The 21,899-nt window shown below is 36.6% G+C and carries 19 protein-coding genes; 7 read left to right on the plus strand and 12 right to left on the minus strand.

Features of this window, described 5'->3' with window-relative positions:
* Positions 1–15: 15 nt before the first annotated feature.
* The 6 genes from ACFIML_RS01980 to ACFIML_RS02005 form a co-directional block, all read right to left on the minus strand.
* The gene (locus ACFIML_RS01980; RefSeq protein WP_375687258.1) at positions 16–3,015 is read right to left on the minus strand and encodes a 2-oxoglutarate dehydrogenase E1 component; all 3,000 of its coding nucleotides are present in this window, start codon (positions 3,013–3,015) and stop codon (positions 16–18) included.
* Positions 3,016–3,185: 170 nt separating this feature from the next.
* Positions 3,186–4,088 (minus strand): succinate--CoA ligase subunit alpha, encoded by a 903-nt coding sequence (sucD, locus tag ACFIML_RS01985; protein ID WP_375606078.1) that lies wholly within the window; start codon positions 4,086–4,088, stop codon positions 3,186–3,188.
* A gap of 3 nt (positions 4,089–4,091) precedes the next feature.
* The gene (gene sucC, locus ACFIML_RS01990) at positions 4,092–5,288 is read right to left on the minus strand and encodes an ADP-forming succinate--CoA ligase subunit beta (protein WP_375606079.1); all 1,197 of its coding nucleotides are present in this window, start codon (positions 5,286–5,288) and stop codon (positions 4,092–4,094) included.
* Between the two features lie 91 nt (positions 5,289–5,379).
* Positions 5,380–6,342 carry a malate dehydrogenase gene (mdh, locus tag ACFIML_RS01995; protein WP_375606080.1) on the minus strand — a complete coding sequence of 321 codons (963 nt, stop codon included), beginning with the start codon at positions 6,340–6,342 and terminating at the stop codon, positions 5,380–5,382.
* A gap of 288 nt (positions 6,343–6,630) precedes the next feature.
* Positions 6,631–7,830, minus strand: a complete 1,200-nt coding sequence (gene zapE, locus ACFIML_RS02000; protein ID WP_375606081.1) for a cell division protein ZapE — start codon at positions 7,828–7,830, stop codon at positions 6,631–6,633.
* A gap of 98 nt (positions 7,831–7,928) precedes the next feature.
* Positions 7,929–8,474 (minus strand): AprI/Inh family metalloprotease inhibitor, encoded by a 546-nt coding sequence (locus tag ACFIML_RS02005; protein WP_375606082.1) that lies wholly within the window; start codon positions 8,472–8,474, stop codon positions 7,929–7,931.
* A gap of 226 nt (positions 8,475–8,700) precedes the next feature.
* Here ACFIML_RS02005 and dapF point away from each other — a divergent pair, with 226 nt between their 5' ends.
* The 7 genes from dapF to ACFIML_RS02040 all read left to right on the plus strand — a co-directional run bounded on the left by dapF (position 8,701) and on the right by ACFIML_RS02040 (position 14,744).
* Positions 8,701–9,552, plus strand: coding sequence for a diaminopimelate epimerase (gene dapF / locus ACFIML_RS02010; protein WP_375614921.1), 852 nt, complete (start codon positions 8,701–8,703; stop codon positions 9,550–9,552).
* Positions 9,552–10,835 carry a tRNA (N(6)-L-threonylcarbamoyladenosine(37)-C(2))-methylthiotransferase MtaB gene (mtaB, locus tag ACFIML_RS02015; RefSeq protein ID WP_375609976.1) on the plus strand — a complete coding sequence of 428 codons (1,284 nt, stop codon included), beginning with the start codon at positions 9,552–9,554 and terminating at the stop codon, positions 10,833–10,835. The genes dapF and mtaB overlap by 1 nt, the downstream gene beginning before the upstream one ends.
* A 14-nt stretch (positions 10,836–10,849) precedes the next feature.
* Entirely contained in the window at positions 10,850–12,073 is a 1,224-nt protein-coding gene (ftsY, locus tag ACFIML_RS02020) for a signal recognition particle-docking protein FtsY (protein ID WP_375606085.1), read from the plus strand.
* Positions 12,070–12,756, plus strand: a complete 687-nt coding sequence (locus tag ACFIML_RS02025; RefSeq protein ID WP_375606086.1) for a septation protein A — start codon at positions 12,070–12,072, stop codon at positions 12,754–12,756. The genes ftsY and ACFIML_RS02025 overlap by 4 nt, the downstream gene beginning before the upstream one ends.
* 62 nt (positions 12,757–12,818) lie before the next feature.
* Positions 12,819–13,580, plus strand: a complete 762-nt coding sequence (gene gloB, locus ACFIML_RS02030) for a hydroxyacylglutathione hydrolase (protein ID WP_375606087.1) — start codon at positions 12,819–12,821, stop codon at positions 13,578–13,580.
* 2 nt (positions 13,581–13,582) lie between these two features.
* Complete coding sequence (locus ACFIML_RS02035) at positions 13,583–14,080, plus strand: hypothetical protein (protein WP_375606088.1); 498 nt, start codon at positions 13,583–13,585, stop codon at positions 14,078–14,080.
* Positions 14,081–14,276: 196 nt separating this feature from the next.
* Positions 14,277–14,744, plus strand: a complete 468-nt coding sequence (locus ACFIML_RS02040) for a hypothetical protein (protein ID WP_375687261.1) — start codon at positions 14,277–14,279, stop codon at positions 14,742–14,744.
* A gap of 22 nt (positions 14,745–14,766) precedes the next feature.
* Here ACFIML_RS02040 and ACFIML_RS02045 read toward each other — a convergent pair whose 3' ends face one another.
* The 6 genes from ACFIML_RS02045 to rho form a co-directional block, all read right to left on the minus strand.
* A complete protein-coding gene (locus ACFIML_RS02045; RefSeq protein WP_375614338.1) occupies positions 14,767–15,663 on the minus strand; it encodes a ParB/RepB/Spo0J family partition protein in 897 nt (298 codons plus the stop codon).
* A 40-nt stretch (positions 15,664–15,703) separates the two neighbouring features.
* Complete coding sequence (locus ACFIML_RS02050; RefSeq protein WP_375606091.1) at positions 15,704–16,501, minus strand: ParA family protein; 798 nt, start codon at positions 16,499–16,501, stop codon at positions 15,704–15,706.
* 6 nt (positions 16,502–16,507) lie between these two features.
* Positions 16,508–17,155, minus strand: a complete 648-nt coding sequence (gene rsmG, locus ACFIML_RS02055; RefSeq protein ID WP_375607902.1) for a 16S rRNA (guanine(527)-N(7))-methyltransferase RsmG — start codon at positions 17,153–17,155, stop codon at positions 16,508–16,510.
* Positions 17,155–19,023, minus strand: coding sequence for a tRNA uridine-5-carboxymethylaminomethyl(34) synthesis enzyme MnmG (gene mnmG / locus ACFIML_RS02060; RefSeq protein WP_375687263.1), 1,869 nt, complete (start codon positions 19,021–19,023; stop codon positions 17,155–17,157). The genes rsmG and mnmG overlap by 1 nt, the downstream gene beginning before the upstream one ends.
* A gap of 105 nt (positions 19,024–19,128) precedes the next feature.
* Complete coding sequence (gene mnmE / locus ACFIML_RS02065) at positions 19,129–20,436, minus strand: tRNA uridine-5-carboxymethylaminomethyl(34) synthesis GTPase MnmE (RefSeq protein WP_375687265.1); 1,308 nt, start codon at positions 20,434–20,436, stop codon at positions 19,129–19,131.
* Positions 20,437–20,467: 31 nt separating this feature from the next.
* On the minus strand, positions 20,468–21,733 hold the full coding sequence (rho, locus tag ACFIML_RS02070; protein ID WP_015857121.1) for a transcription termination factor Rho: 1,266 nt from the start codon (positions 21,731–21,733) through the stop codon (positions 20,468–20,470).
* Between the last annotated feature and the right edge of the window lie 166 nt (positions 21,734–21,899).

The raw sequence follows: 21,899 nt of genomic DNA on the forward strand, positions 1-21,899 counted from the left end.
CAGAGTAGTAATAAATTAAGAACCTAACGCGTCTTTAAGAAACGCAGCCAGTTGTTCAAGGTGTTTCACCATTAACCCAGAGGCCGGTGACGCACTCGCAGGACGTCCTGCATAACGAGCACGTGAATATTGCGCATTAATATGCGTCAAAACCCATTCCAAATAAGGCTCAATAAATGACCAAGCCCCCATGTTTTTTGGTTCCTCTTGGCACCAAAAAACTTCCGCCTGCAAAAAGCGCGACAACACATTCACCAAAACTTTTGCAGGGAAAGGATAAAGCTGTTCAATACGAAGGAGATAAACATCATCAATACCCTTTTTTTCACGTTCTTCATAAAGGTCGTAATAAACCTTACCAGTACAAAGAACGACACGGCGAATCTTATTATCTTTTTGCAACTTAATGACAGAATCTTTGATACATTCTGCATCATCAAGTAACACACGACAAAAACTTGTTTCTGGCCCCATTTCATTGAGAAGAGAAACAGCTCGCTTATGACGTAAAAGTGATTTCGGTGTCATCAAAATCAATGGCTTACGGAAATCACGCTTAATTTGTCGACGCAAAATATGAAAATAATTTGCAGGGGTTGTACAATTAGCAACCTGCATATTATCTTCCGCACAAAGTTGAAGAAACCGTTCTAAACGTGCAGAAGAATGCTCCGGCCCTTGCCCTTCAAAACCATGAGGCAATAAACACACAAGACCAGACATACGAAGCCACTTACGCTCTGCGGATGAAATAAATTGATCAAAAATGACCTGTGCACCATTAGAAAAATCACCAAATTGTGCTTCCCAAAGTGTTAATCCTCGTGGTTCAGCAAGAGAATATCCATATTCAAAACCAAGAACAGCTTCTTCAGAAAGCATAGAATTAACAACGTCATAAAGTGCTTGCCCCTTTTGTAAATGATTCAAAGGAATATAACGCGCCTCATTTTCTTGGTCATAAAGAACTGAATGACGTTGTGAAAAAGTTCCTCGCTCAACATCTTCACCGGAAAGACGAACCGGTGCTCCTTCCAAACAAAGTGAACCAAAAGCTAAAGCTTCAGCAGTTGCCCAGTCAACACCCTCACCGGTTTCAAAAATTTTAGCACGATTATTTAAAAAACGTTGAATGGTTTTGTGAACGTGAAAATCTGCTGGAATTTCAACAATTTTCTGACCAATTTCCTTTAAAGTTTTTAATTCAACACCAGTTGTTCTAGAATGCTGCTCATCAGAACTACTAAAAGCCTTGAGTCCCGTCCAGCTTCCATCAAGCCAATCAGCCTTATTAGGTTTGTAAGAAGCACTTGCTTCAAGTTCACCTTCAAGCTTATCGCGCCATAATTTTTTTTGTTGCTCAATCTCTTCTGAAGTAACCATTCCTTCTTCTACCAATTGGTCACTATAAAGTTGAAGTGTTGTTTTATGATTACGTATTGCTTTATACATAAGCGGCTGCGTAAAGGAAGGTTCATCACCTTCATTATGCCCATAACGGCGATAACAAAACATATCAATAACCACTGGTTTATGAAAAATTTGGCGAAACTCTGTTGCTATTTTGGCAACAAAAACAACTGCCTCAGGATCATCACCATTCACATGGAAAATTGGTGCGTCAATCATTTTTGCGACATCTGATGGATAAGGCGAAGAACGTGAAAAACGTGGGGATGTTGTAAAACCAATCTGGTTATTGATAATAACATGAAGTGAGCCCGCAACACGATAACCTTTAAGACCTGAAAGACCAAAAGTTTCTTGGATAACGCCTTGTCCTGCAAAAGCAGCATCACCGTGAATAAGCAATGGCATCACTTTTGAACGCTCACTTAATGGGAGTAAATCAGTATGCGCAGGTCCCATAAGTTGATCTTGTTTAGCACGTGCTTTTCCCATAACAACCGGATCAACAATCTCAAGATGAGATGGATTGGCCAACAGCGATAAATGAACTTTTTTACCATCAAAGTCCAGATCAGCGGTAGTTCCCAAATGATATTTGACATCACCGGATCCCTCCACATCATCAGGCTTGTAAGATCCCCCTTTGAATTCATGAAAAATAGCCCTATGCGGTTTGGCAAGAACTTGTGAAAGAACATTTAAACGACCACGATGTGCCATTCCTAAAATAACTTCCCTAACCCCCAAAGCACTACCACATTTGATAATCTGTTCAAGAGCGGGAATCAGCGCCTCACCACCATCGAGTCCAAAACGCTTTGTACCTTTATATTTAGTGTCTAAAAACTGTTCAAATCCCTCTGCCTGAATAAGCTTATTCAGAATAGCTTTCTTGTCTTGTTGTGTGAAAGAATTTTTTTTATCTCGCCCTTCAATGCGTTCTTGAAGCCATACTTTCTGAACCGGATCAGAAACATGCATATATTCCACACCGATTGTTGAACAATAGGTACGATTGAGAATCTCAAGCATTTGCGGAATAGTTGCATATTCCAACCCTAAAACATTATCAATAAAAATGGGACGCTCGTAATCAGCTGGAGTAAAACCATAAGCTTCTGGAGAAAGTTCTTTATAATCTTCTTGTTTTTCGGCCAATTGAAGAGGGTCAAGTTGTGCATGAAGATGTCCCCGTTCTCGAAACGCACGAATCATCATAATTGCATGAACAGAATCACGTGTTGCACGAATAATATCTTGTTCACTGGAAGTTTTTCCCTTTTGTGCAACACCTGTTATTGCTTTTTCTTTTAATTTATCGCCAAAATATTTTTCAAGAGAAGACCAATCACCATCAAGAGCAGAAATCAATTCACCCTCTGCTTTTAATGGCCAATGATCACGCTGCCATGTTGCTCCTTCAGCATTTTTAAGAACATCTTCTTTGTTATCATGAAGTCCTTCAAAAAAAGCACGCCACTGTGAATCAACACTGGTAGGATCTTTTTCATATTGAGCATAAAGTTGATCTATATAATCCGCATTCCCACCATAAAGAAATGATGTCTGTGCAAAAAGGCTATTTATTTCGTCCTGCCTTGCCATATACTTCTCCGGAACATTTATTCCGTCTCCTTATATCTCATATCTCTTTTTGATCTTTAAATGCTTACAAACAAGCAGTGATCGAACATTCAAAAAAGTTTTACCTTATTTATACTCAAGCTTTTTCACCTGAATCTAAGAACCTTTTCTTATTCAGGTGAAACTTTCTTTTAGCCTTTCAAAACTGACATCAAAGTCTTACCTATCTGTGATGGCGAAGAAGACACACGAATCCCTGCTGATTCCATTGCCGCAATTTTATCTTCTGCTCCACCTTTACCACCAGAAATAACAGCACCAGCATGTCCCATTGTGCGTCCTGGAGGAGCCGTACGGCCAGCAATAAAGCCAACAACTGGCTTTTTACGACCTTTTCTTGCTTCATCTTGCAGAAACTGTGCTGCTTCTTCTTCAGCAGAACCACCAATCTCACCAATCATAACAATAGACTCGGTTTCATCATCCGCTAAAAACATTTCCAACACATCAATAAATTCAGTACCCTTAACAGGATCGCCACCAATCCCTATAGCAGTTGTTTGTCCGAGACCTTCCTGACTCGTTTGAAAAACGGCTTCATAAGTTAAAGTTCCCGACCTCGAGACAACGCCAACAGAACCTTTTCTAAAAATAGAACCAGGCATAATACCAATTTTACATTCATTTGGTGTAAGAATACCGGGACAATTAGGACCAACAAGACGCGACTTTGAGTTTTCTAATCGCGCCTTTACTTTCACCATATCCATAACGGGAATACCTTCCGTAATACAGATAATTAAACGAACTTCAGCTTCAATAGCCTCTATAATAGCTGCCGCAGCCCCTGCAGGAGGAACATAAATAACAGAAGCATCCGCGCCTGTTTTTTCTTTTGCTTCTGCAACATTAGCAAAAATAGGAAGAGTTTCGCCTTTTGAACCCTCCCATGTTTCTCCACCCTTTTTAGGATTAACGCCACCAACCATTTGCGTACCATGATAAGCAAGCGCCTGTTCTGTATGAAATGTTCCTGTTTTTCCTGTAAGCCCTTGAACGAGAACTTTTGTCTCTTTATTCACAAGAATCGACATAACTTAAGCTCCCTTCACGGCTGCAACAATTTTTTGGGCAGCATCATCTAAATCATCAGCAGGAATAACATTCAAACCACTCTCATTGATAATTGCTTTACCTTGCTCAACATTAGTACCTTCAAGACGAACAACCAAGGGAACCTTTAAACCAACCTCACGAACAGCAGCAACCACACCTTCAGCAATGACATCACAACGCATAATACCACCAAAAATGTTAACCAAAATGCCCTTAACATTCGGATCGGCCGTAATAATTTTAAAAGCAGCTGTCACTTTTTCTTTTGATGCTCCACCACCAACATCCAAAAAATTCGCTGGCTCTGCTCCATAAAGCTTAATGATATCCATTGTTGCCATAGCAAGCCCAGCACCATTAACCATGCAACCAATCGTACCCTCAAGAGCAACATAAGCAAGATCATGCTTTGATGCTTCTATTTCCTTTGGATCTTCTTCTGAAAGATCGCGCAATTCTAAAATATCTGGATGACGAAACAGAGCATTATTATCAAAAGAAACTTTTGCATCAAGAACGCGCAAGTGACCATCTTTCATCACAATAAGCGGATTGATTTCTAAAAGGCTCATATCTTTTTCACAAAATGCCTTATAGAGAATCGGAAAAAGCTTTTCACCATCTTCTCGCGCACTACTTTGTAGTTCCAACGCATCACAAAGTCTTGCACTATCAGCAGAAGTAACACCCTCTACAGCATCAATGGGAAGTGTGAATATTTTTTCTGGTGTCTCTTCAGCAACCGTTTCAATATCCATTCCACCTTCTGTTGAAACAACAAAAGCAATTCGACCAACGCTACGGTCAACCAAAAGTGAAAGATAAAGCTCCCGTTCAATATCGGCACCATCTTCAATATAAAGGCGGTTGACCTGCTTACCCTCTGGACCAGTTTGTTTGGTTACCAAAGTTTTTCCAAGCATTTCTTGAACATTTGCAACAACTTCTTCAACAGATTTTGCAAGCCTAACACCACCCTTTGCATCAGGACCAAGTTCTTTAAACTTACCCTTACCACGACCACCAGCGTGTATCTGACTTTTAACCACATAGAGAGATCCGGGTAATTTTTCCGCCCATTTTTCAGCTTGCTCTACAGAATAAACAGCGACACCATTTGCAATTGGTGCTCCATATTCATGAAGCAGACGTTTGGCCTGATACTCATGGATATTCATGCATTTGTCCTTTTCTTTTATGGATTATTATTAGTCCTAAAGTTATAATATTCTAAATACTTTAATTTTAATGAACAAAATCCTGTTCAATTTACTTGAGGCTAGGCACAAGAGCAATACAAGCTTCACAAAGCTTTTTAACCGCATTTACTGAATAATCAAAAGCACCTCTTTCTTCTTTATCAAGATCAATTTCAATGACTCGTTCAACACCACCTGCACCAAGTACAACAGGTACCCCAACATAGGTATCATTAACCCCATATTCCCCTGAAAGATAGGCTGCAACAGGCATAACACGCTTAGTATCCTTTAGGTAGGCCTCAGCCATAGAAACAGCAGAAGCTGCTGGTGCATAATAAGCAGAACCTGTTTTTAACAAACTAACAATCTCTGCACCACCATCACGGGTACGTTGAATAATTTGATCAATTCTTTCCTGTGTTGTCCAACCCATTTTAACAAGATCAGGCAAAGAAATACCACCAACTGTTGAATAACGCACCAAAGGCACCATTGAATCACCATGCCCACCTAAAACAAAAGCTGTCACATCTTTGACAGAGACTTTAAGTTCTTCAGATAAAAAGTAACGAAAACGCGCTGAATCCAGAACACCAGCCATACCAACCACTTTATGCACTGGAAGAGCTGAAAATTTCTGCAATGCCCATACCATTACATCAAGGGGATTTGTAACACAAATAACAAAAGCTGAAGGTGCATATTTTTTAATTCCAGCACCAACTTGTTCCATAACTTTTAGATTAACACCCAAAAGATCATCACGGCTCATACCAGGTTTCCGTGCAACCCCTGCTGTTACAATAACAACATCAGCACCTTCAATTGCATCATAGGCATTTGCCCCTTTTAAATGAACATCGAAACCATCAACAGGTGAAGACTCAGCAATATCAAGAGCTTTACCCTGTGGTACACCTTCTGCAATATCAAATAAGATAACATCACCAAGCTCTTTAAGCCCAATAATATGTGCCAAAGTACCACCAATCATACCTGAACCAATGAGAGCTATTTTTTTTCGTGCCATTTTATTTTTTCCTAACTTTTAGACAATCCAGCGCACACTCATTTGCGTCCGTATACTGAATATTTTTGACTTCAACCATATTTAAACAATATCATAAAAAGGAGTAAAGCAATGAAATTTACAAATTTCTCTCTTCACAAAAACAATAACCCTCCGCACAAACAACTATTAGAAAATTATCATGATGTATCGATAAAGTGAATTTAAAAAAAATACAACAGAATTATTGCATATCTTTAATTTCAAAGAGTTATTATTTTTACAGTTTACGTAAAGGTAAAAGTATAATCAATGCTTCTTCTTCAAAAGAAAATGTTCTTCCCAAAGTTTCAAATAATCGTGACTTTGCATTTCAAAAAGACGTGACTGTGTTCTTTGAAACTCAAATGTTTCCGTGATCTGCGCATGCCCCTTATACAAATGCTCCACATCTGCTGCTGCAGACATAAATAATCGTATGTGGCGCTCATAAAGAGTATCAATGAGCAAAATAAACCGTTTTGTTTCATTGCGACATGTATCATCCATAACCGGTACATTATCGATAAAAATCGTATGATAACGCTCGCCTAATACCAAATACTCAGCCGCGGCCAAAGGCTGTACACACAAATCTCGATAATCAAAGCGTGCACATCCCGCACCAAAACGCGGAATAGGAATAAGGCGCCCTTTTATAGAAAACTCATCAGATATCTCCTTATTTCCTTGCAATACAAGTGCCCATGCTTTATCCATGCATTCATCTGCTTTTTTCCCTAAAGGTGTTACATACACGGGCTGTAGATTTGATTTTTCAAGACGATAATCTGTTTTTGCATCAAGATTAACAACACGAACATATGCTTTCAAAACTTGAATAAAAGGCAAAAAGAGTTCGCGATTTAAACCGTTATAATAAAGGTTATCGGGCGCCACATTTGAAGTTGCAATAAAGAAAATTCCTTTATCAAACAAAGCAGAAATAAGCCGCCCCAACACCATAGCATCAGCGATATCTGTTACACTAAATTCATCAAAACAAAGCACCTTTGTTTCTCGTGCAAGATCTTCAGCAACAGCTAAAATAGGATTATCCTGTTTAGATTTTGTATGCCCAGATGCTTGACGATACAAATTAATGCGCTCATGCACATCAGCCATAAAGTCATTAAAATGGGCGCGCTTTTTATGACCTTTCGGCAAACAAGAAAAGAACAAATCCATCAGCATGGTTTTGCCCCGTCCTACTTCACCATAAATATACAGCCCCTGAAAAGATCCATTTTCAGCCCCTTGTTTTGCAACACGAGCAATATTTTGTTTTTTCCTTTTAAGTATTCTTTTTAAAAAAGACAAAAATACCAAAAACCAAGGACGAGAAACATTTTGTTCCTCAATTTTTTTTAATAAATGATCAAAATGCTCTGTTAAAACTAATTGAGCTGGATCAAAACAAACTTCTCCTTTAGAGACCAACTCCTTATAGCGTGTTGAAACGAGAATCATCCAAACAACCTTTTTCAAACCGTTCTCAATGAAAAATACAAATTTTTTTCACGAATCTGTTTCTATAACTTACTTTTTCATAAACGGTCAAAAATGATTTAACGACTTAAAATAACGGGATGATCATCAAGTGTGCGTCCCTCAAAACGATCAACATTTGAAGAATAAAAAACGAGGATAACACGTCCAGAGTTATTATAAAAATATAATCTTTTTCCTTTAACAGCCCACGATCTCACTTGGGAAGCAATTCCTGGACAGTGTAAAGGACCAGCACGGTACCCTTGTCCAAACTTTGTTTGTGGAGTTGCAATCCGGCAAACTTTTCCTCCCATAGAAAGATTCCATACCCCAGCAATACTTGCAGGAAATAAATCAGTGGCATTGCTTGGCAATTCGAGACTAGCCATTCGTCCATCGCTCTGAGAATCTCCTTTTTCATACATCGGAGCGTTTGCATCTTCAGATATCGACGAAGAAGTGGACGACAGATCAGACGCTTCTAATATTGTCATTTGTTGAGATGGATAAAAAACTTCTAATGCGTTACCATCGTCATTACCATCAAACCGTGTTGTTGAACATCCCCCTAAAAACATTACAGTTGATAGTGCAACGAAAAACGAAACTTTTGAAAACGCCATGTCTGTACTCTCTCCCACAGCAATAAATAAGCTTATAAAAAATCAAGTGAATATTTGTTATAGTTACAAAGATAAATTAACAAATGAAAAAAAACAGGATTTAAATTACTTATTTTAAATGAAATAATTTATATACCCAATTTTATATTTATTAAACACTAGAAATTTATAAGATTTTCAGTCATATATCCCTTAATTAAGTAATCATTAGAAATAGAGAAGTTTCATGAAAACGCCATTTAGCAAAATGGACGGTCTTGGAAATCAAATTATTGTTGCGGATATGCGTGAAAGCGCACATGCTTTTACACCACAAGCAATCCTTGCTTTATCGGTAGATCCCGAAATGCATTTTGATCAAATCATGGCTATCCACACACCAACCCAGAAAAAAGCCGACTTCCGCATCGAAATATGGAATGCTGATGGTTCAAAAGCTAAAGCTTGTGGCAATGGTACCCGCTGTGTTATTGCATGGCTCACAGACCGTAATTTTGGTGAAAATTTTCGTTTAGAAACTCCTGCTGGCATTATTGAAGGAAAACGCCAAACCGGCGATCTTATCTCTGTTGATATGGGATGCCCAAATTTCAATGCAAAAGAGATGCCTGTTTCACGTGAAATAGTTGATACCAATCACGTAGAAATTACGGCTGGTCCTCTAAAAGATGCTTGCCTTATATCCATTGGCAATCTCCATGCTATCTTTTTTATTGAAAATGATATTCAACATTTTCCTTTAGAAAAATATGGACCAAAACTTGAACATGATCCCCTGTTTCCCGAACGGTGCAATATTTCCATTGCTTGCATAACGTCAAAGAAAAGTCTAAATTTACGCACATGGGAGAGAGGGGCAGGATTAACACAAGCATGTGGGAGTGCTGCTTGTGCAAGTGCTGTGGCTGCTTATCGTCGTGGACTTACAGAGCGCCATGTTGATGTGAATTTACCAAAGGGAGCTCTTAATATTTTTTACCGAGAAGACAATCATATTATCATGACAGGACCAATAAAATATCAATTTAGTGGTTTTTTAAGCCCTTTAACAGGGTGCTACAAAAAGGATCACTCCTGATGGCAGTAGAAATTGTAACTTTTGGTTGTCGACTCAATAGCTACGAATCGGAAATAATTCGCAAAGAGAGCACTTCTTCAGGGCTAAACCAGCTTAAAGATGGTGCTATTATTTTTAATACCTGCGCTGTCACTGCCGAAGCCGTACGACAAGCAAAACAAGCTATCCGCAAAGCGCGACGTGAAAATCCTCATGCGCGCATCATTGTAACAGGATGTGCAGCCCAAACAGAAGCACAAAATTTTGCCTCAATGACAGAAGTGGATCTCGTTTTAGGAAACGAAGATAAACTTCACGCCCATTCTTATCGTCAACTTCCTGATTTTGGTATTAACCATACCGAAAAGGTGCGTATCAATGATATCATGGAAGTGAAAAAAATTGCTCCACATATGGTTAGTGCAATGCAAGAACGTACCCGCGCTTTTGTACAGGTACAAAACGGATGCGATCACCGCTGTACATTTTGCATTATTCCTTATGGACGTGGACCATCTCGTTCAGTTCCCATGGGTGCTGTCATAGAACAAATTAAAAAGCTGACAGATGTGGGTATTCAAGAAGTGGTCCTTACAGGTGTTGACCTTACAAGTTATGGCCACGATCTTCCTGGAAAAGCTACTCTAGGAAAATTAACTTCAGCTATTTTGCATCATATTCCTGACTTAGCGCGATTACGCCTCTCATCTATTGACTCTATTGAAGCAGATGAAGAACTCATAAATCTTTTAGCCTATGAAAAAAGAATCATGCCCCATTTGCATTTATCTTTGCAAGCAGGTGATAATATGATTTTAAAACGGATGAAACGACGGCATTTGCGTGAACATGCCATTCAATTTTGCCAAGAATTGCATGCCAAACGTCCTACAATGGTTTATGGTGCCGACTTAATTGCTGGTTTTCCTACCGAAACAGAAGAGATGTTTCAAAACAGTCTTGCTTTGATTAAAGAGTGTAATTTAACCCACCTACATGTCTTTCCCTTTAGTCCAAGAGAAGGAACACCTGCCGCACGTATGCCACAAATCAACCGTAGAATAGTGAAAATGCGTGCTGAAAGACTACGTAAAGCAGGTGAGGAAGCTTACCAAAAGCATCTTGCTCATTTAAAAAACAGTCAACAAACAATTCTCGTTGAAAGAGATGAAATCGGACGAACGGAAGATTATACTCTTGTACAAATTAAAGGTGTAAAAGCAGGAACAATTGTTCAAGCCCTTATCGTTGACCATGATGGCGATAAATTAATTGCTGTCCTTCCAAAATTAAACGCTGCTTGAACAGGAAATTTCTTATGACAAAATCTTTTATAAAAAAAATATTTTCTTTTAACAAATCTAAAGAGCAGGAAATGGAACAAATTTCTATTCCTGATAAAAGTGATATCATAGAAAAAAAGAAGGACAAAAATGAAAGAACAAAAAATAAAAAGTCAACACCTACAAAGTGTGATGAAAAATCTCCACCTTTAGAATCTCATTCTGATAAAGCTTCCCTTTCTGTTAAAATTCCCCCTTATGGAAAAATTATTGTCACAAACACCATCCGTGAAAAAAAGGATGAAGAAATTTTGTCTGAATCCTTTGTTGAACAAAAAAAGACAGCGTGGTTTGGACGCCTTAAAAAAGGTCTATCGCTTTCTTCACAACGCCTAAGCGGATCAATTAGTGACCTCTTTGTTAAAAGAAAACTTGATGAAGCTACACTGCAAGAGCTCGAAGATATTCTGATTCAAGCTGACCTCGGTGTAGAAACGGCAACGCGCATCACAAATACTTTAGCTTCCAGTCGTTATGGAAAAGACCTCTCTCCAGATGACATTCATACTATTGTAGCTGATGAGATCAAAAAAGTTCTGGAACCTGTTGCAATACCATTAGAACTTGATCTCAGCCATAAGCCTCATGTTATTTTGCTAGTAGGTGTAAATGGCACTGGAAAAACGACAACTATTGGAAAACTTGCCGCCAAATTAACAGCAGGGGGATTAAAAGTTATGCTTGCAGCCGGTGACACTTTCCGAGCCGCAGCTATTGAGCAACTGCATATTTGGGGTGAACGTACTGATTCTCCTGTTATTTCTACAAAATTAGGTGCAGATGCTGCAAGTTTAGCCTTTGATGCTTTTGAGAAAGCAAAAAAAGCAAACAGTGATGTATTAATTATTGATACAGCAGGACGTTTACAAAATAAATCTGAATTGATGGATGAGTTAGCAAAAATTATTCGTGTTTTAAGAAAACACACCCCCCAAGCGCCCCATACAATCCTTCAAACACTTGATGCAACGACCGGACAAAATGCACTCAACCAAGTGGACATTTTCCGTGATATTGCTGGTGTTAATGGTTTGGTCATGACAAAGCTGGATGGAACAGCACGAGGAGGAATTCTTGTCGCTATCGCAGCAAAATATAAATTACCCGTTTATTTTATCGGTATAGGAGAGAATATTGAAGACCTTCAACCCTTTTCTGCTTCTGACTTTGCCGAAACTATTGCAGGAAAACATGTATGAAACAGCCTTTATCTAACCCTAATTCACATAATAATTCTGAAAAAAATGTGAATAACAATAAAAAAACGCCCCTTTCACCAACACTTAAGTTTCTTTTAGAAATGGGACCATTGGTCGCCTTCTTTTTTGCTAATTATAAAGGAGAATGGTTGATAAAAAACATTGAATTTTTTCAAAATTTTAGCAAGCCTATTTTCCCTGCAACAGCTATTTTTATGGTAGCAATTATTATTTCTCTAAGCTTATCATGGATCCTTGCAAAACAAATTCCTATTATGCCTCTTATTTCGGGAATATTTGTTTTAGTTTTTGGTTTTTTAACTCTCTGGCTTCATAATGAAACTTTCATAAAAATGAAACCAACAATCATTAATAGCTTATTTGCTTTGATACTTTTTGGTGGAATGTTTTTTAAAAAACCCCTTTTGCGTTATGCTCTTGATTCTACCTTAAAACTTGATGATTTAGGCTGGCAAAAATTGACCTATCGTTGGGCATTTTTTTTCATTTTTCTTGCTCTTTTGAATGAAATTATTTGGCGCAATTTTAGCGATAATTTTTGGACGAGTTTCAAAGTTTTTGGCGTCATGCCTATAACAGTCCTTTTCATGCTTACCCAAATGCCTATCATTATAAAACATTCAAAAGGACTTTTTACAGAAGAGGACAAATCTGATTCTTAAAAAACTTACCATCACAAATTATTTTATAGATTCATTGCGAAACACTGTTCAGGAGAAAAAACATGCTGATTGAACAGTTTATCTGTCGAGAAGATAATTTTGGTGTGCTCATTCATGATGAAAAAAGTGGTATGACAGCCGCAATAGATGCTCCAGAAAGCAAAGCGATTCATAACGCTTTAAAGCGCCGTAATTGGACACTTAACACTATTTTTGTGACTCACCATCATCACGACCATGTAGAAGCCCTAGCAGAATTAAAACAAGTTTACAATGCTATAATTATTGGACCAGAAGCAGAAAAAGAAAAGATTCATCATCTTGATCAAACACTTCACCATGATGAGAAACTTTTTTTTGGTTCTCACACACTTTTAGCTCTATCAACACCTGGCCATACGCTAGGAGCGCTATCTTACTATTTTTCTGAAAAAAAATTACTGTTTGCTGGAGACACACTTTTTTCACTTGGTTGTGGACGTCTTTTTGAAGGAACAGCTGCACAAATGCTAAATTCTTTAAAAAAACTTCGTAAACTTCCCGATGAAACACTCCTCTATTGTGGACACGAGTACACAAAAAATAACGCTCTTTTCGCGCTAACAATTGACCCACATAATAAAAAACTCCAGCAAAGAGTAGAAGATGTTTTTTTACTGCGCGCAAAAAATGCCATGACTCTTCCTGTCACTTTAGGGCAAGAAAAAACAACAAATCCCTTTCTCCGCTGGGATGATAGTGTGTTGCGAAGAAACCTTGTAATGGAAGAAGAAACAGATGAAGAAGTCTTTGCTGAAATTCGAAGAAGAAAGGATAATTTTTAACCATGCTTAAGTTCGTATTACGTTTGTTCCTCCTTTTTCTTTTCGTGATACATATTCAACTAACAAGGGCAGAGGAAAAGGAAACAGATAATTCTTCTCTTATATCATCTCTCATCGCAAATTATCCCTTAACAGAAGATTTTTTTTTAAAGCTGGAAAAAATTGAAAAAGAATGTAAAAATTTACTTCCAGAAACAAAAAATAATCTTATAAGTTATGATTCTAGTATCCATTCTAGTATTGAAAATTACACTACCTATATTTCTAGTAAACCAAAACTTGTAAATATTTTAAAAGAAAATAATATAACACCGAAAGATTTTGCTTCAGGAACCTTAGCTCTTAAAGAAATATCAACGCTTCTCATATTTGTACCTGAAAAGGAATATTCTACTGAGAAAAATACTATATTTCTAAACAATCTTGAATTTGTTAAAAAACATTTTTTTAAAGCGACAATTCTTTTAGATAGCTGTGAAAAACTCATTTTGAGCAACTAATCAGCTATGAGACATTAAAAAATATCATCCCATTAATCTAATAAAAAAGTCCGTGCATTAAAAAATCACCGTGTTTTTATCATTCCTAATAATTGTGTTTATTTCGATTACATTTAACAAATGTTTTTCTAAAAATAAAGAATAACAGACGAAAAAATATTTATTGAAATTCAAAAAAGAAAGGATAATTTTAGTCATGTTTAAACCTCTATTGTGCTTTTTCTTCATTTTTCCTTTTGCATCATACGCTCAAGAAAAAAAACAAGAAATAGATGAGCTTTCTTTTATATCGCCTTTCATTGCAAATTATCCCTTAACAGAAGATCTTCTTTTAAAGCTGGAAAAAATCAAAATAGAATGTAAAAATTTATATTCAGAACCAGAACAAACAAATAAAAAAAGTGATTTAAATACTTATAATGATAATATTGAAAAATACGCTGCCTATATTTCTAATAATCCAAAACTTGTGAATATTTTAAAAGAAAATAATATAACACCGAAAGATTTTGTTGTTGCTCACCTAGCACTTCAAGCGACATTGTATGTACTTACTAATGAAGAAAATTCTACTTATGAAAAAAACTTTTTACCTTCAAACAATATAGAATTTGCTAAAGAGCATATGTATAGAATAATAAAAATTTTAAAAGATAACTGTTAAAAAACATTTTTAGAACATTTGATTAACTTTGTAAACGCCGACAAATTTCATCTAATTGTTCTAATGAAGAATAATGTATTTTTAAATCTCCACCTTTTTTACCATGTCGAATAATAACTTTCATTCCTATCACATCTGCAAGTAATTTTTCTAAAGATTTTGTTTCAGCATCTTTCTCCGAATTGGTACGTTTTTTAGTTTTAGGATTAGCTTGCTCATATGCAAGTATTTCTGTTTGACGTACAGAAAGCCCTTCACGAATAATTTTCTCAGCTAAATCTTGTGGATTATCAACGGTTATAAGACAACGTGCATGACCTGCGGAAAGTTGTCCATCAGTTAAAAATTGTTGTACTTTTTCTGGAAGTTTTAACAAACGAAGCGTATTTGCAACATGACTACGACTTTTTCCTATAACTTGCGCTAAATCTACTTGCGTATAATCATGTTCATTTAGAAGCATCTCATATCCCTTTGCTTCTTCGATAGGATTAAGATCTGCACGTTGAACATTTTCAATAATTGCCAATTCCAAAGCCGTTTTATCATCTACATCGCGAATAATAACTGGCAATTGGTTTAAATTTGCACGTTGTGCTGCACGCCAACGCCGTTCACCAGCAATCAATTCAAACCGATGAGGATGATCTCTTAAAGGCCTTACAATAACCGGTTGAACCACACCGTGTTGACGAATTGATTGTGTCAAATTATCAAGCTCTGTTTCAGTAAAATGACGCCGAGGATTATGAGGATTACATGAAATAGATTCAATTGGAATAAATTGCTCAGAAAGACTACCGGATTCATTTAATTTATCAAAGCTTGATGAACGTGCAATATTATTGTTTAAATTGATATCTCCAATCAATGCCGCTAATCCACGTCCTAGTCTTTTTTTTGAGAGATCATCATTCATAATTTTTCTCTTTGAATTTTTAGATTATTTTTTTATATTTCTAAGCAGCAGCGCGTGCTTGTTTTTCACGTTGAATCACTTCTGATGCTAGACGCAAATAAGCTTGACTTCCAGCACATTTGAGATCGTAAAGCAATACAGGTTTACCAAAAGAGGGCGCTTCTGATACTCTTACATTTCGTGGAATAACAGTACGATAAACTTTATCTCCCATAAAAGAGCGTACATCTTCAACAACTTGATTTGAAAGATTATTACGTCCATCATACATTGTTAGAACAATACCTTGGATCTCTAAAGATGGATTAAGTACGGATCGCACTTGTTTTACTGTTTCAAGTAATTGACTTAAACCTTCAAGTGCTAAAAATTCACACTGCATAGGCACTAAAACAGAATCCGCAGCCCCCATAGCATTAAGTGTTAAAAGATTAAGGGAAGGAGGACAATCAATTAAAACATAATTGAATTTTTTTTCCATTTCCGGATCATCATAGAGAGCTTTACGTAAGCGTTGTATGCGATCTTTTGATGAAGAAATTTCCATTTCCACTCCTAAGAGATCAAGTGTAGAGGGAACTATATAAAGATTGGGTACGGCTGTTTTTAAAGCCGCCTGTGTAATTGAAACGCCCGAAACCAAAACATCATAAGAAGATAAAGGACGGCTATTACGATCAATCCCTAAACCTGTACTAGCATTACCTTGTGGATCAACATCCATAATAAGGACATTTTCACCAATAGCCGCTAAAGCTGTAGCAAGATTAATTGCTGTGGTTGTTTTTCCGACTCCACCTTTTTGGTTTGCAATAGCGATAATTCGTGTTTCGCTCATTTTGCTCTACCCTCTATATGATCGAATATGAGAAATTTCCAAAATAACAGAATTTTCATCAACTTTACTTTTATGTTTTAACAGATCAAAGTGCCAATTGGCAGAGGCATTTTTTATTTCTGTAGCGTAATCCCGACCTTTTTGCAAAAGAGCTATTGTTTTTTCTGTTAATAAAGGAAAAATGAGTTGTAAAAGAGTATCAAGCGGCGCTAATCCTCGTGCCGTTATAATATCAGATATGGGAATTTTTTGATATATATCTTCAATTCTAGCGTGATAAACCGTTGCTGGAAGATTAAGTTGAGCAATAACTGTTCGCAAAAAAGCAACTTTTTTCCCATTACTTTCAACAAGATTAATATGTCCTGCTTTTTTTTCTTTCAAAAAGATAGCAATCACAATTGCAGGAAAACCTCCTCCTGATCCTAAATCACACCAATGTAAAGAATGAGCATATAAAGGAAAAATTTGTGCTGAATCTAAAATATGTCGTGTCCATAGATCTGGTATAGTTGTAGCAGATATCAAATTAATATGTGCATTCCATTGAAGTATTAAAGACTCAAACTGCATTAAATTTTCCATCGTTTCACGTGAAACAGAAGGAATAATATTTAATAATTGTTGATATTTTTTTTCTGTAGAAAAATCCATTAAGCTGTTTTAGCCTTTTCACGCCGTTGACGTTGAATATATGTAATAATAAGTGATAATGCGGCAGGAGTCATGCCATCAATTTTTTGTGCATCAGCAATTGAACGAGGCGATACTTCTTGAATTTTTGATTTAAGTTCATTTGAAAGACCTGAAATTGCCTCAATATTAAGAGAAGAAGGAATTTCTAAACGTTCATCTCTTTGAAGAGAGGCAATATCTTGTGCTTGTTTATCTAAATAAACCGCATATTGTGCTTCAATTTCTAAAGCTTCAACTGTTTTAGAATCAATTTCTTGTAATTGTGGCCATAAATGTGAAAGACGCTCTACAGTCATATGAGGATATGCAAGAAAATCATAAGCCGAACGCCGAATCCCATCATGGTTAACGTGTAATCCATGAGCAGAAGCTTCATTAGGTGTTAAAAAGAGATTTTGACATATCGATCGTGCTTGATCAAGCCGTTGTTGCTTTTTCTGATAATAATCCCAACGTACTTTACTCACAATACCCCATTCTTTTGCCAAAGGTGTTAAACGCGTATCAGCATTATCAGATCTTAAAGATAAACGAAATTCAGCACGTGATGTAAACATTCTATAAGGTTCACAAACACCACGTGAAACCAAATCATCAACCATAACACCAATATAAGCAGTAGAACGACTTATAAGTATTTCATCTAATTTACCTACCTTGCATGCAGCATTTAATCCAGCTAAAAGACCTTGTGCTGCCGCTTCCTCGTATCCTGTTGTGCCATTAATTTGGCCCGCTAAAAACAAACCTGGTAAAGAGCGTACTTCCAAACTTTTCGTTAATTGTTGAGGATTAACAAAATCATATTCAATAGCATAGCCAGGTTGCAAAACTGTAGCATTTTCCAATCCTTCAATGGTTTTCAATAAAGAAATTTGTACATCTTCAGGAAGAGAAGTAGAAAGACCATTTGGATAAACAGTATCATCATTTAATCCTTCTGGTTCTAGAAAAATCTGATGTCCATCACGTTCTCCAAATTTAACGATTTTATCTTCAATTGAAGGACAATAACGTGGTCCTAATCCTTCAATATTTCCAGAATATAAAGCAGAACGATAGATATTTTCGCGAATAATTTTATGTGTTTGTGCATTTGTACGCGTTATTGCACATTCAATTTGTGGCTGTTCAATTTTCTCTGTTAAAAGAGAAAAGGGAACGGGATTTTCATCTGCTTGTTGTTTTTGGAGAGTTTCCCAAGCAATTGTTTTTTTACTCAGACGAGCAGGGGTTCCTGTTTTTAATCGTCCAAGTTTTATATGATATTTTTTCAAATGTTCAGCAAGTTTCACACTTGACTGATCTCCCATACGACCAGCAGCCCATGTTTTATTACCAATATGAATAAAGCCATTTAAAAATGTACCTGTTGTTAAAACAACAGCACCAGAAAAAATTGTTCCTTGTTTTTTTAAAATAACACCTGATACACAATTATCTTTAACAACCAAATCAAGTACTTCATCCTCAATAAGAATAAGATTTTCTTGTTCTTTTAATAATTTTTGAATTGCTTCTCTATAAAGTTGTCGATCTGCTTGTGTCCGTGGTCCTCTTACTGCCGGTCCTTTGCGTCTATTAAGAAGTCTAAACTGAATTCCAGCAGCATCTGCTGCTCTTCCCATGAGACCATCTAACGCATCTATTTCACGAACCAGATGCCCTTTTCCAAGACCACCAATAGCAGGATTACACGACATTGTTCCCAGTGCTGATATTTTATGTGTAACAAGCGCTGTTTTGGCTCCTACACGTGCTGAAGCTGAAGCTGCTTCACAGCCAGCATGACCACCACCAACAATAATAACATCATATGATCGCATTTAATTCATTCCGTAGAAAATTTCTAAGGTTTCACGTGAAACAGGATATAAATTACATAATCTTTATAATCTGTCTATGAAATAATCAATGTTTCACGTGAATCATTATTTACCAACACAAAACTCTGAAAAAATGATATCAAGCAAATCTTCAACATCAATATCTCCCGTAATTTTTCCAAGAAAATCACTTGCACGACGGAGATGTTCTGCACGTAAACTGAGATCAAAAAAATGATAATTGAGAGCAAACTCAATCTCTTTAACAGCTTCTTTTAATAATTGAAGTTGCCTTTTACGTGCTGGAACAATATTTCCAATTTCAGAAGCACGATGATGACAAAATAATTCAAGTTCTTTGATAAAAGAATCAAAATTTAAACCAGTTAATGCGGAAAATTGTATAGACCAACGCTGATCATTTTTTTCATAAAGATCAAGCTTATTACCAACATGCCATATTTCAGCCGATGTTTCTGGTAAATCAACTTGCTTAGGATTTCCTATATCATAAACCAAAATAACCAAATCAGCTTCTCTAACATGCTGTTTAGCAACTTCTATTCCCATCTGTTCTATTTTATTTTCTGTTTTTCTAAAACCAGCAGTATCGGTTAAAAAAACAGGTAAACCACCAAGAATAATTCTCATTTCTAAAGCATCACGGGTTGTTCCTGCTTCTTCCGTTACAATAGCAACAGATCTTCCTGAAAGACGATTCATAATGCTTGATTTTCCAGAATTTGGAGCACCAGCAATAACAATTTTTAATCCATCACGTAAAATACTCGCACGTTCTCCTTCAGTAATATATTCCCTAATAGAAGTACAAAGATCCTCAACATCTTTCCAAACTTTATCAGATATTGCGTTGGGAATATCTGCTTCATCAACAAAATCAAGTTCTGCCTCAATAAAAGCACGCGCCTTCATAAGCTTATGACGCCAATCACGATAAAGCGTCGTTAAATGTCCACTTGTACCCATAACAGCTAAACGCCGTTGGCTTTCCGTTTCTGCTTCTATTAAATCAGCAAGACCTTCTGCTTGAACAAGATCTAATTTTCCTTCCATAAAAGCGCGACGTGAAAATTCACCTGCCTCTGCAATACGGCATCCAGAAAATGTTGACAATTCATCGAGAAAACGATTAACGACTGCTTTTCCTCCATGTAAATGGAATTCTGCACAATCCTCCCCCGTAAAACTATGAGGAGCAGGAAAAAAAACAGTTAAACCAGAATCTAAAAAACTACCATCACAAGCAGTAAGATTTCCATAATGCATAAAACGTGCTTTAGGTAAACGACCACAAAGCGTTTTAACTATATCCACAACATGAGGACCAGAAAGCCGAATGACTGCAACCCCTGAAGGTAACAATCCACTCGAAACAGCAAAGATTGTATCCACAGGTTTTATCCTAATAAAAACTTTAATGACTCTACGTATTCATTGAATCAAAAAATTCACTATTATTTTTTGTTTGCTTTAATTTATCAATCAAAAATTCAATTGCATCAGTTACATTCATAGATGCTAAAATACGACGAAGAACAAAAATTTTGTGTAAATCTTGTCGTTCTACCAGAAGTTCTTCCTTACGCGTTCCTGACTTTAAAATATCCATAGCAGGGAAAATACGTTTATCAGCAACTTTACGATCAAGAACAATTTCCGAATTACCTGTTCCTTTGAATTCTTCAAAAATAACCTCATCCATACGACTTCCTGTATCAATCAAAGCCGTTGCAATAATGGTTAAAGATCCGCCTTCTTCAATATTACGTGCTGCACCAAAAAAACGTTTTGGACGCTGTAGGGCATTTGCATCCACACCACCTGTTAAAACTTTACCCGAAGAAGGAACAACTGTATTATATGCACGCCCAAGACGTGTAATAGAATCGAGGAGAATAACAACATCACGCCCATATTCAACGAGACGTTTGGCTTTTTCAATGACCATTTCTGCCACTTGTACGTGACGTATTGCAGGTTCATCAAAAGTAGAAGAAACCACTTCTCCTTTTACTGAACGCTGCATATCAGTAACCTCTTCTGGTCGTTCATCAATTAAAAGAACAATGAGATAACATTCAGGATGATTAGTGGTAATAGAATGAGCAATATTTTGAAGTAAAACTGTTTTTCCCGTCCGTGGTGGTGCAACAATTAGTCCCCTCTGTCCTTTTCCCAATGGAGATATCAAATCAATCACACGTGATGACATATCTTTCTCTGTAGGATCTTGTATTTCCATTTGAAAACGTTCATTTGAATAGAGGGGAGTAAGATTATCAAAGTGAATTTTATAACGGATCTTTTCAGGTTTTTCAAAATTAATTGTATTAATTTTAAGGAGAGCAAAATAACGTTCTCCCTCTTTTGGACTACGTATGGGGCCTTCAATTGTATCGCCTGTTTTTAAAGAAAACGACTGTATTTGTGCAGGTGAAAGATAGATATCATCAGGTCCAGGAAGATAATTAGCATCAGCAGAGCGCAAGAATCCAAATCCATCTTGTAAAACTTCGACAACACCTTCTCCTATAATTTCAACGTCTTGTAGAGCAAGTTTTTTCAAGATAGCAAACATTAATTCTTGTTTGCGCATAAGGGAGGCATTTTCAACTTCTAATGTTTCAGCAAAAGAAACAAGCTCAACGGGATTTTTGCTTTTAAGTTCTTGTAGTTTCATTTTTTGCATGAAATATGCTCTTTGTAATTAAGGAGAAGATTGTTCTAAATAATTTATGGAAATTTATGAGTGAAATATTCTTTAAGAAAAAATATCCTACACTCAATTTTTTTAATCTGCAAGTACCATTTATATGAAATTTGTTCCTGTAATATTAAGTAATTATATGAAAAAC

Origin of the sequence: Bartonella sp. AC62GZZY (assembly GCF_042196525.1) — a bacterium.
Taxonomy (GTDB): Bacteria; Pseudomonadota; Alphaproteobacteria; order Rhizobiales; family Rhizobiaceae; genus Bartonella.

What these genes read in the sequence shown, in the direction of transcription:
- zapE (WP_375606081.1), bottom strand. Translation starts at nt 7,830, where the DNA reads ATGATTCTCGTTTCAACACGCTATAAGGAGTTGGTCTCTAAAGGAGAA.
- ftsY (WP_375606085.1), top strand. Translation starts at nt 10,850, where the DNA reads ATGACAAAATCTTTTATAAAAAAAATATTTTCTTTTAACAAATCTAAA.
- sucC (WP_375606079.1), bottom strand. Translation starts at nt 5,288, where the DNA reads ATGAATATCCATGAGTATCAGGCCAAACGTCTGCTTCATGAATATGGA.
- ACFIML_RS02040 (WP_375687261.1), top strand. Translation starts at nt 14,277, where the DNA reads ATGTTTAAACCTCTATTGTGCTTTTTCTTCATTTTTCCTTTTGCATCA.
- sucD (WP_375606078.1), bottom strand. Translation starts at nt 4,088, where the DNA reads ATGTCGATTCTTGTGAATAAAGAGACAAAAGTTCTCGTTCAAGGGCTT.
- mtaB (WP_375609976.1), top strand. Translation starts at nt 9,552, where the DNA reads ATGGCAGTAGAAATTGTAACTTTTGGTTGTCGACTCAATAGCTACGAA.
- gloB (WP_375606087.1), top strand. Translation starts at nt 12,819, where the DNA reads ATGCTGATTGAACAGTTTATCTGTCGAGAAGATAATTTTGGTGTGCTC.
- ACFIML_RS02025 (WP_375606086.1), top strand. Translation starts at nt 12,070, where the DNA reads ATGAAACAGCCTTTATCTAACCCTAATTCACATAATAATTCTGAAAAA.
- ACFIML_RS02045 (WP_375614338.1), bottom strand. Translation starts at nt 15,663, where the DNA reads ATGAATGATGATCTCTCAAAAAAAAGACTAGGACGTGGATTAGCGGCA.
- ACFIML_RS02005 (WP_375606082.1), bottom strand. Translation starts at nt 8,474, where the DNA reads ATGGCGTTTTCAAAAGTTTCGTTTTTCGTTGCACTATCAACTGTAATG.
- rsmG (WP_375607902.1), bottom strand. Translation starts at nt 17,155, where the DNA reads ATGGATTTTTCTACAGAAAAAAAATATCAACAATTATTAAATATTATT.
- mdh (WP_375606080.1), bottom strand. Translation starts at nt 6,342, where the DNA reads ATGGCACGAAAAAAAATAGCTCTCATTGGTTCAGGTATGATTGGTGGT.
- ACFIML_RS01980 (WP_375687258.1), bottom strand. Translation starts at nt 3,015, where the DNA reads ATGGCAAGGCAGGACGAAATAAATAGCCTTTTTGCACAGACATCATTT.
- ACFIML_RS02050 (WP_375606091.1), bottom strand. Translation starts at nt 16,501, where the DNA reads ATGAGCGAAACACGAATTATCGCTATTGCAAACCAAAAAGGTGGAGTC.
- rho (WP_015857121.1), bottom strand. Translation starts at nt 21,733, where the DNA reads ATGCAAAAAATGAAACTACAAGAACTTAAAAGCAAAAATCCCGTTGAG.
- mnmG (WP_375687263.1), bottom strand. Translation starts at nt 19,023, where the DNA reads ATGCGATCATATGATGTTATTATTGTTGGTGGTGGTCATGCTGGCTGT.
- dapF (WP_375614921.1), top strand. Translation starts at nt 8,701, where the DNA reads ATGAAAACGCCATTTAGCAAAATGGACGGTCTTGGAAATCAAATTATT.
- ACFIML_RS02035 (WP_375606088.1), top strand. Translation starts at nt 13,583, where the DNA reads ATGCTTAAGTTCGTATTACGTTTGTTCCTCCTTTTTCTTTTCGTGATA.